This is a genomic window from Polaromonas sp. P3_A5, from assembly GCF_056403055.1.
This window is the reverse complement of record NZ_JBFUGF010000001.1, coordinates 1,876,063-1,885,342: the sequence shown is the minus strand read 5'-3', so window position 1 is coordinate 1,885,342 and position 9,280 is coordinate 1,876,063. Positions and strand designations below refer to the sequence as shown.

The 9,280-nt window shown below is 60.6% G+C and carries 12 protein-coding genes; 1 reads left to right on the top strand and 11 read right to left on the bottom strand.

What is annotated here, in order from left to right:
• The 9 genes from AC1DU8_RS08885 to AC1DU8_RS08845 all read right to left on the bottom strand — a co-directional run bounded on the left by AC1DU8_RS08885 (position 1) and on the right by AC1DU8_RS08845 (position 6,607).
• Entirely contained in the window at positions 1-309 is a 309-nt protein-coding gene (locus AC1DU8_RS08885) for a hypothetical protein (protein ID WP_477726640.1), read from the bottom strand.
• Between the two features lie 365 nt (positions 310-674).
• On the bottom strand, positions 675-890 hold the full coding sequence (locus AC1DU8_RS08880) for a hypothetical protein (protein ID WP_477726639.1): 216 nt from the start codon (positions 888-890) through the stop codon (positions 675-677).
• A gap of 352 nt (positions 891-1,242) precedes the next feature.
• The gene (locus AC1DU8_RS08875) at positions 1,243-1,605 is read right to left on the bottom strand and encodes an energy transducer TonB (RefSeq protein ID WP_477690080.1); all 363 of its coding nucleotides are present in this window, start codon (positions 1,603-1,605) and stop codon (positions 1,243-1,245) included.
• 39 nt (positions 1,606-1,644) lie between these two features.
• On the bottom strand, positions 1,645-2,061 hold the full coding sequence (locus tag AC1DU8_RS08870; RefSeq protein WP_457280626.1) for a hypothetical protein: 417 nt from the start codon (positions 2,059-2,061) through the stop codon (positions 1,645-1,647).
• Between the two features lie 103 nt (positions 2,062-2,164).
• Positions 2,165-2,788, bottom strand: a complete 624-nt coding sequence (locus tag AC1DU8_RS08865; RefSeq protein ID WP_477726638.1) for an isochorismatase family protein — start codon at positions 2,786-2,788, stop codon at positions 2,165-2,167.
• A 39-nt stretch (positions 2,789-2,827) separates the two neighbouring features.
• Positions 2,828-3,451: a TetR/AcrR family transcriptional regulator gene (locus tag AC1DU8_RS08860; RefSeq protein ID WP_477726637.1), complete on the bottom strand. Its 624-nt coding sequence runs from the start codon at positions 3,449-3,451 to the stop codon at positions 2,828-2,830.
• Positions 3,452-3,729: 278 nt separating this feature from the next.
• Entirely contained in the window at positions 3,730-4,737 is a 1,008-nt protein-coding gene (locus tag AC1DU8_RS08855; protein ID WP_457280623.1) for a Bug family tripartite tricarboxylate transporter substrate binding protein, read from the bottom strand.
• An 83-nt stretch (positions 4,738-4,820) separates the two neighbouring features.
• A complete protein-coding gene (locus AC1DU8_RS08850) occupies positions 4,821-5,192 on the bottom strand; it encodes an AtuA-related protein (RefSeq protein WP_457280622.1) in 372 nt (123 codons plus the stop codon).
• Positions 5,189-6,607 (bottom strand): acyclic terpene utilization AtuA family protein, encoded by a 1,419-nt coding sequence (locus AC1DU8_RS08845; protein ID WP_457280621.1) that lies wholly within the window; start codon positions 6,605-6,607, stop codon positions 5,189-5,191. The genes AC1DU8_RS08850 and AC1DU8_RS08845 overlap by 4 nt, the downstream gene beginning before the upstream one ends.
• 91 nt (positions 6,608-6,698) lie before the next feature.
• Between AC1DU8_RS08845 and AC1DU8_RS08840 the strand changes: the two genes are divergently transcribed.
• Positions 6,699-7,685, top strand: coding sequence for a LysR family transcriptional regulator (locus AC1DU8_RS08840; RefSeq protein ID WP_477726636.1), 987 nt, complete (start codon positions 6,699-6,701; stop codon positions 7,683-7,685).
• 21 nt (positions 7,686-7,706) lie between these two features.
• Here the strand turns inward: AC1DU8_RS08840 and AC1DU8_RS08835 are convergent, their stop codons facing one another.
• On the bottom strand, positions 7,707-8,261 hold the full coding sequence (locus AC1DU8_RS08835) for a hypothetical protein (protein ID WP_457280619.1): 555 nt from the start codon (positions 8,259-8,261) through the stop codon (positions 7,707-7,709).
• A 384-nt stretch (positions 8,262-8,645) separates the two neighbouring features.
• Positions 8,646-9,098 carry a DUF2721 domain-containing protein gene (locus AC1DU8_RS08830; RefSeq protein ID WP_457280618.1) on the bottom strand — a complete coding sequence of 151 codons (453 nt, stop codon included), beginning with the start codon at positions 9,096-9,098 and terminating at the stop codon, positions 8,646-8,648.
• Positions 9,099-9,280 lie beyond the last annotated feature (182 nt).

Below are 9,280 nucleotides of genomic sequence, written 5' to 3'. Positions count from 1 at the left end.
CTACTTGGTTAGAGCCTTTAATGGCTTGGCCTTCGACTTGATATACACACCATCAGCGTATGCGCCTGCACCAGAGTAGCAGTGCCCGATTTGGTAAACCTGCGCCCGATTTCCATTGAACGTTGCGATTATGGCGCAGGGAATATCCGGACTGGAGAAGAATCCTGCGCAAGAGTCTCGTGTAAATGTCAGCTCACCTTCCAGGTTACCAACCGTAGGTGCTCCAGCAATCATTTTCCCCAACGATTGCAGCTCAAAGTGGGCTCGATCCAACCCATCGGATGATTCGGTTGGAGTGTCGATGGACATATAGGCCCCATCTTTCCTTTCGTATCTCGCACCTTGCATGCAGGGAGATGCATAGGCTGACGATGAAGTAAGAACTGCGAAGGCAAAGACCGCGACAGACAGATTCAGGTGGATTGCAGAAGTCATATTAGCCCGACGTTTGGCATGAGCGGTCGGCCCAAGTGGGCTGCGGTTGCCTCTTCGATGGAAGGATCAGGCGGCATGCAATTGGCCACTTTCAGAGAATGGTCCCTCGAACCTGAAACAACCCGCGACAACCCGGGAAGATAGGAGCCTGACGTTTGACATAAGCGCTCTGCAAGGTGCCCGTTTGAAGGAGAGGTCAGGCGACATCGGCGATGGCCAAGCGGTCCGATGTGAATATCTCAGCTTGCATGAGAACGTAGAGCGAAGATGATGTAAAGGCCTAAGGCGATCTCGCCCAGGCCGATGAGGATCGCTGGAAGCCCTTCAACGATACGCTGCTCATTGCTATCTTCATTCCATGTGAATTTAGCTTCCCGGCGCAAGACACTCTTCACACCCGCAACGATAGATGCGAGGCCAAACAGCACGACAATGATTTTTAAAAGCAGTGCCATGAGATGCCTAACGCAATTCAGGCCGCAAAAGCTGCGGTCTAACTTGACGGCTATGGTTTAACTTGGACATCGAATCCTCCCAAACCCTCTTGTTTTTGGCATTTCAAATACGCTGGATTTTTATGCCTGTACAAATAATCCCATGAAGCCCTGCTCCCACTGCAGTTGATCCGTCCGCCTGATCAGCTGAGGGAGCGGATTTGATATTTGCACTATAGCCTCAGCACCGAGAAGCTTTGCGTGTACCGGGTACGTTTTTTTATCCACTGGCATGACTTGAAGCATCCACGCGACATGGACACCATAGAGGTTGAGGATCTTTAGCGGGAAAATCACATGCCGACCCGGCCAGCTACTCAAGAGCGTACTTGATCGGCAGATCCACCCAGGAGTCCACGGCACGGCCCCACTTCGTTCTGGCTGGGTTGAACTTGAACTTTTTCGCGCCCTCGACTGCGGCCGCATCCAGCGTGGCAGAACCCGAGCTTTGACGGAGCCGCACCTCGCCCGCGCTGCCACTCGCAAGGACCTGCACCCGCAACCTGACAACGCCCTGCTCTTCAAGGCGCCTGGCATGCGCCGGATACGCAAGCCTTGGTGAATCGACCTGGCTAGCAGGCTGCACAATTTCACCCGTGCCAAACGCACAGGCTGTCAGCACCATCGGCACCAGGGAGATAAAAAAGACGCGGAAGACGCGAGATAGGTATTTCATTCGGAACAAGGTACGGGTTGCAAGGCGGTCAAAAAAACCTCACAGATCAAGCCAGCTTAGGACCTGGCTGAAAAATACCATGGGAATCCTGCAAGCAAGACTGTTGTGCAACCCAAACCAACTGCACGCAAACCAGCCAAACGGCATGAGCAGCATCAGCAAGATGAAAGCGTCAGTCAAATAGGCGAAAGGCCGTCTCTTTCGGATCTGGATGATGAGATCGATCAGGAACGCGCCCAGCATGATGAAGGTCATGAAACCAAGAAGAATGGCGATCCCCAGGCCAGTATCTCCGTGACGCTCTTGTGTGCGTGCGTACTCGAACGCTCTTTGTGAATACAGTTGCAAAAAGAGTAGTGGCGCTATAAATGCCAGGAGCCGAATGGCTACCGGTAATGCGTAATTTCTCATTGAGGCCTGAGTTGGGATGGAGGTGGCGCTGAAGGTGGTCGGCACTCAGTGGCTGGTTATCCACCCTTGACCTGAACGTTCGACATTTTGAGCGAACCAACGGCAGACCGGGCGGGCTTATCTGTATCAGGTGTGTTTGGTCCGCACCCTACTTCACCAACCCCAGCACATCCCTGAACACCTCATGCTCCGCCGTGCGCAGCCACTCAAACGCCACCATCTCGGTCGTCACCAGTTCGGCGCCGTTGCCGGCCAGGCGGTCAAAGGCGGCGTCGCGGTTGCGCTCGGTGCGTGAACTGCAGGCGTCGGTGACCACCCAGACCTCGAACTCTTCTTCGAGCAGGTCCAGCGCGGTCTGCATCAGGCAGACGTGGGCTTCGCAGCCGGCGATGACGATGGTGCTTCTGCCCTCTTCCGGTTCGGGTGCCGGTTTTTGCAGGTGTTTGGGCAGGCTGCGGGCATTGCCGCCGGTTTGCACCTTGCGCACGGGTGGGCGCAGCATGTCGCCCAGGCCGTCGGCCACGGCGCTGAAGAACATCTTGTCCATGATCTTGCCGCCAGCGGCTTGAATGGCAGCCTGCACTTCGGGCACGGTGGCGCCCAGGCTTTCGGGGTTTTCTTCCGTACCCCACACCGGTACATCCAGCAATTTGGCCATGCGGGCCAGCTTCACGGCGTTGGCCATGACCAGGCCGCCTTCAAAAATGGCGGGCATCAGAAGGGTCTGGTAGTCGACCAGCACAAGTTGGGAGTCGTCGGCGTCAAGCAGCATCGGGGGTCCTGGGAAATTCTGGAGGAGTTCTCGGAAAGATCAGGCCGGACTGCGCTGCAGGCGCTCCACCAGGCCGATCACATAAGCATCGAACAGCAGCGTGGCGTCCTGCCCGAACATGCGGATGCGACCGGTATGTTTGAGGAGCAGCAAGCCCATGCCATGCGCGAACAAGGCCGTATTTTCGCGCAATGCGTCCTCAGCATTTAAACCCATGGCCTTCAAGGCCGTTTCGCAGGGCCGCAAGGCGTCGTGAAGGCGGGCGTTGAGCTGGTGGTTCAGCTCGGTGCCCAGGCCGCGCGGGCGCATGCCCTGCATGAGGTAAAAACCCAAGTCCAGGTCGCGCGGATTGGCCGCAAAAAAACCAAACCATGCGCTGGCCTTGGCTTCCAGCACCTCAGCCGGGCCGCCCCGCGCCTCACCCGCAGACGCCACCACGCCATTGAGGCGCTCCAGGCACTCGGCCAGCAAGGCTCCGTAAATGGCTTCCTTGTTGTCAAAATAGGAATAGATGGCCCCAGCGGTGTAGCCCGCCTCCTTGGCGATCTCGCGGATGCTGGCGCCGTCGATGCCCAGGCGTTCGAAGACGGACCGGGCGGCGTCCAGCATCAGGGTTCGGCGTAAATCACTTTGGGCTTGCTGGCGGTCTATTCGGGCTTGCATCAATTGAATATAGGCGGAAAGACCACCCGCCCATGGCGCCATTTTTGGTAAAAATTAACGCTTGTTCTAAAAATTGAACATTGTTTAAATTTAAAGAATGACGCACAGGAAGCACTGATGCCCTGCAGGCGGATGACCAGCCGGTCATCGCGGTATTGGCCTGCCCCACCGCCGGGCAGGCCAGGCCAGCCGGCCCCATTAGCTATTAATTTGATAGCTTCTTGCGCTCGCCCACAAAGGGCTGGAGGCCCATTTAATTCAGATCCAGCCCCACACCGTTATTCAGGCTCGATTCCCGCAGCCTTGATGATCTTTCCCCACTTCAGCGTTTCTGCCGCCTGGAACTTGCGGAGCTCTTCCGGGTTGCTGGTGAAGATTTCAGTGCCGCTGGCCTGGTAAAACGGTGCGGCCGAAGGGCTGCGGGCCGCCTTGACCAGCATGTCGCTCAGCTTCGCCACCACGTCCGCGGGCGTGCCGGCGGGCGCGTAGGCGGCAAACCAGTAGGTCATTTCATACCCCTTGACGCCGGCCTCGGCGATGGTCGGCACCTCGGGCGCCAACGGTGAACGCTGCCGGGTGGAAACACCCAGCGCCTTGAGCTTGCCGCCCTTGACCTGCGGCAGGCCGGTCGCCATGTCGGTGATCATCATGTCGATCTGGCCGCCCAGCAGGTCCGTCACCGCGGGCGGATTGCTCTTGTACGGAATGTTCAGGATGTAGGTGCCCGTCATCTGCTTGAACTGCTCGCCCGCCACGCGGCTGGACGAGCTGCCGCTGCCAAAAGACAGCTTGCCGGGTTTCGATTTGGCCAGCGCAATGAACTCCGCCACGCTGTTGACCGGCAGTGCCGGGTTGACCACCATGATCTGGCCGCCGCGGCCCAGCGCGGTCAGCGGTGCGAAGTCCTTGACCGGGTCGTAAGGCAGCTTTTTGAACAGGTGCTCATTGGCCGACTGCGTGGTGTTGGTGGTGATGAACACGGTGTAGCCGTCGGGCTTCGCCTTGGCGGCTGCCTGGGCGCCGATGAAGCTGTTGGCGCCGGGCTTGTTGTCGACCACCACGCTGACCTTGGTGTCGTTGGTCACGGCCTGGCCGATGGCGCGTGCCAGCTGGTCAGTCGCGCTGCCGGCCGCAAACGGCACGACAAAGGTGATCGGCTTTTCGGGAAAGCCCTGCGCCTGTGCCGCCATGGGCACGGCGAGAGGCGCGATGGCCCATAGCGCGGCGATGCCGAGCATGGCGGGGCGGATGCGGCTGTGGACGAATTTTTGAGTGGCGGTTTTCATGTTGTCTCCTGATGTTGTGATGAGGCGTATCTGACGTTGTTGATCTCGTCTTGGTGTCCTGGTGTCCTGGTGAATCGGCTCCGTTAAAAAGCGTGGTCTCCTCCGGCCAACAGGCCTGCGAGCGCCGCGGGAACCTCGATGGGTAGATCCAGCAGCCAGAATGAAAGCGACTTGCCGTGCGTGTCGAGGTTGAGCGCGTCATTCACGCCACCATCCAGCACGTCGTCAAGCACAAAATTCAGCGCGCCCAGCAAGGGCAGTTCAAACCGCTGCACACAGCTGGGCTTGCGGTGGGCAAAGTGGCGCGCCACTGCGGCTTCGCTCAGTTGCTGCAAAAGAACGGGATAAAGCTCAGCGTGCCAGGCAATCACGCTGATGTTGGAACGGTTGCCTTTGTCGCCGGTTCGCCCGTGCGCGGCGCGGTACAGCGGGACCGTGATCATGGCCTGGCTCATGCGGCCTCCCCTGCGGTAGCCAGCGCTGCGGTATCGAGCATCCTGAACGACACCTTCACAGCGTCTCGGGGCACCAGGCAGGGCAAGGTGTTGAGCCTTGGTGTCAGTGTCGTGCGCACGCCGCCGCCGCCGGCTGGGCCGCAGCAGTACAGGGCGGTGACTTCCCGCGTCAGCCGCTCGGCCTCAAGGCGGTCAGTGTGTGTGGCAGCCACGCGTAGGCGTATGTCGCGCGCGTCACCGGGCGGCGTTGCGGCGAGCAGGTTGCCGGCATCGTCACCCATGACGCTGAGTGCGCCGACCAGGTCCACCCGCAGCGCCAGGGCCGGCAGGCGCCGGCGCAGCACATCGGCCGCCAGACGGGCGCGGGCCTCGGCGCGCGGGCCGGCGTAAGAGATTTCACCTTCGGCCAGCCAGCCGCCCTCATGGCAGAGGTTGACCTTCAGGCTGGGAGGCCGGGCATGGCCGCGCACACCGCTCAGCGCCACGCGGTTGGGGCCGGCTTGTTCAATCTGCGCCGTGGTGATGTCCGCCACAACGTCGGGCGTGAGGTAGGCAGCCGGGTCATGCACTTCATACAACAACTGCTCCTTGACGCTGGCAAGGTTCACCAGCCCGCCTGTGTTGGCAGCCTTGCCGATGATGCAGTTGCCGTCGGCGCTGATTTCGGCAATCGGGTAGCCGACGGCGTGCAAATCGGGAACGTCCTTGTAGCCGGGGTCTGCAAAATAGCCGCCGCAAACCTGCGCCCCGCATTCCAGCAAATGGCCGGCCATGGTGGCGCGTGCCAGCAGGTCCCAATCATCGGCACGCCAGCCAAAGTGCGACATGGCAGGCCCGACGGCCAGCGACGGATCGGCCACGCGGCCGGCCACCACAATTTGCGCGCCGGCGTCCAGCGCAGCGGCAATCGCTTCAGCGCCAATGTAGGCGTTGGCACTGACCATGCGGATGCCGTCCATCGCGCTGCCCAGCTGGGTGCGCAGCAGCTGGCGGTGCCGCTCTTCCGAGAGGTCGTCACCTTCGACCACCGCAATACGCGGTGCAGCCAAACCCAGCTCCCGGGCCATGGCCTGAATATGCCGCGCCGCGCCCATCGGGTTGGCCGCGCCGAAGTTGCTGACGATGCGGATGTTGTGCTGCAGGCAGCGCGCCAGCACGGGGCGCAGCATGTCGTCCAGCAGCGGCTCGAAGCCGGCGCCGGGGTCGGCGCGGCGGCGCAGTTGCGCCAGGGCCAGCGTGCGTTCGGCCAGCGTCTCGAAAATCAGGAAGGCCGGCCCGCCCCGCGCGATCAGGGTGTCTACCACTGGGCCGGCCGCGTCCACACGGTCACCCGAAAAGCCGGCCGCGCAACCGATCAGCAGGCTGGCGGGCGGTGTGGCGGTACGGGCGGCTGCAGCGGCGGTGGTAGAGGTCATCATGGCCAAGCGTTGAATGCCACGAATTTAAGCCCCAACCTTTTATTTGTAAAATGCAAAATTCCTATTGATTGACTTGAAAATCAGATTAATGACTGCGTCCACTACCACCCCGAAAAATGCGGCCCGCCCGCCTGCACGCAGCCCCAACCTGTCGACGCGCCAGCTGCGGGCTTTCCTGGCGCTGGTGGAGCTGAGCAGCTTTACCCGGGCCGCGGCCGCCTGCCACCTGTCGCAGCCTGCGTTCAGCGCCCTGATCCAGACACTGGAAGCAGAGCTGAATACCCGGCTGTTTGACCGCGACACGCGCAGCGTGCAGCTGACAGCGGAGGGAAGATTGTTTGAAGCGCCGGCGCGGCAATTGCTGGGTGACTTCAGCGCCGCGGTGGGTGAACTGAGCGATCACGTCGAGCGCCGCAAGGGACGCGTGCATGTTGCGGCCCTGCCCTCCCTCGCGGCAGGCTGGCTGCCCTCCATCTTTGCGGAATTCAGGCTGGCCTGGCCCGGTATTGACCTCAACCTCAGCGACCTGCTGTCTGACGCTTGCATTGAGCTGGTGCGCAGCGGCAAAGCCGACTTCGCGCTCGCCTCGACAGGCGCCACGCACGCGGGCCTGACCACGCAGCTGCTTTGCACCGACCGTTTTCACCTGGTCTGCCGCACGGACCATCCCCTGGCCGCAGAAAAAGTATTGACGCTGAAGAAACTGGCGGCCTTCCCGTTTATCCACATGTCGCGCAACAGCAGCGTGCGACAGGCGCTGGACGCAGCGCTGCACCCGTTGCAGACCCATACGGTGCTGGAAGTAGACCAGCTGGCGACGGTGACCGGCATGGTCGAGGCTGGCATCGGCATCAGCGTGGTGCCGGCGCTCACGCTCTTTCACTTTGAGCGAAAGAACCTGCTGACGCGGCCGCTGGCCACGCCTGGCCTGTCACGAAAAATTTATGCCGTGCGCCGGCAGGAAGGCAGCCTTTCGGTGGCGGCACAGGCGCTGCACGACCTGGTCATGGAGCGCATGAAAGCGTGGCAGCCCGGGCTGCAGCAGCTCAAACATCGCAAACCCGGAAAGCCTTAGGGCTTCAGGACTTTTTAGGGCTTAGAGCGAGCCCAGATCCTGCACGGCATCCACCACCATGCTGGTGCCCAGCGCAATCAGCAAAATGTCGGTCGCGACACGCACATATTTATGGCCCGAGGGCGGAGGGCCCAGACGCACCACCACCGATGCAGGCACCGGGTAATACACCACGCCGGCAGGCAGCGGTTGCCCGATGGCATACTTTTTGGCCTGGCCGGGGGGCATGCAGCCGTTGTTTTTCTTGGCAAGGCCCGGAGGGCAATGGCCAGACTTGAATTGCTTGCCGTAGTAGTCCTGCAGCACCACACGTTGCTCGGGAACAAAATAGCCGCCTACCCTGACGTCTTCGTGTTTCTTGCCTTTGGACTTCTTGTCTTTTTTACCGCCGTGATCGTCCTGGTCTGACTGCTCCACCTGGCTGTGCTTGCCGCCCTTGTCCTTGTTCTTGCCGCCGCCGGCCCATTCGGGTTTCTCGGCAAAGCTCGCGGAGCACATCAGCGCGCCTGCCATCAAAAGTGCCAGGCTGCGGCTGGTCAGGCGCAAACCTGTTGTCGGTGTGTGTGTTGTTGTCATCGTGGTTCTCCAGTGGTTTTCAGTACAGGGCTCGCCGGACACAGGCAACAAGTGCACAGCGTCCCTTTTTCAACGGCGGCCTGCGGTTGCCGTTGACAGGGCATTCACCTGCCGCGCTGCACGCTGCGGGCACGTCCGCACGGGCGTGCCGCTACACGCAGAGCTGCACAATTCTGGCGGAGAAACACAGCATGGGGATGTAAGGAAACAAGCTGTTTCGCAGTCATACGTTGTCACGTATCTGAAGGTCTGGCGTTTTCTGCCGGCCACTATTACGACAGGAGAAAAACCCGATTGCTATATTTTTTATAGCTGCTCGCGCTTGTTCCAATTGGCCTGCAGGCATTTAAGACCTGCAAAACAATCAAACCTCAAACCACCGCGCTATTTTTTCGGCTCGGCAAACTTGAGCAGGCGTGTGGCCAGCAGCGTTTCAGCCAGGAAACAGACCAGCGCGAGAAGAAAGCACACCACGCCCGACAAAAAACAGACAGTGGCAATGCGCAGGGTCGGCAACTCACTCGTCTCACCCAAAAACAGCAGGATGATGGTAGTGCCGATCAGCATGGCGCAAAAGGTCAGAAAGGCGATGCAGATGTTGACCAGCCAGCCGCGCTGGCGCAACTCGCGCAGTTCGGCATACATGCGGTGCGCGCGGGCCTCTTCCACGCCGCCGGTCTCCAGCCGGTTCTCCAGGAAACGCGCGCGGTCGATGATGCGTGCCAGCCGCCCGGCGACGGCGGCGATCATGCCCGACACCGCGGTGAGCAAAAACACCGGCGCCACTGCCAGTTGAATACCGTGGGTGACCGTCGCAAGGTCGGGCGCAAAGTTCATGCGGAGCTCCGGGGGTTCATGAAATGGGTATTGTCATGCAAACATCAGGCCATCAGGCCTGCCGGTCGCCTGCCTTGCTGACGATGCCCTACACAGATGTCGTCGCTGTCCGACATGTCCTGCCGTTGACGCTCTCCACAATGAATCAGACGGCAAGGTTGCGACCGACATCGGCGCCCTGA